Below are 264 nucleotides of genomic sequence, written 5' to 3'. Positions count from 1 at the left end.
GGCTAAAACAGTCAGGATGTTGGCTTAGAAGCAGCCATCATTTAAAGAAAGCGTAATAGCTCACTGATCGAGTCGTCCTGCGCGGAAGATGTAACGGGGCTAAGCCAGTCACCGAAGCTGCGGATATCCTTTATTGGATATGGTAGGAGAGCGTTCTGTAAGCCTGCGAAGGTGTCTTGTAAAGGATGCTGGAGGTATCAGAAGTGCGAATGCTGACATGAGTAGCGATAATGGGGGTGAAAAGCCTCCACGCCGTAAGCCCAA

General features: G+C 49.6%; 1 rRNA gene. It reads left to right on the top strand.

Annotation, left to right across the window (positions count from 1 at the left end):
* A 23S ribosomal RNA gene (locus tag GYK42_RS28995) occupies nt 1–264 on the top strand; the annotation flags it as partial.

The organism is Janthinobacterium lividum, from assembly GCF_011601275.1.
Lineage (GTDB): Bacteria > Pseudomonadota > Gammaproteobacteria > Burkholderiales > Burkholderiaceae_D > Janthinobacterium > Janthinobacterium lividum_E.
This window is presented reverse-complemented; position numbering and strand designations above follow the sequence as displayed.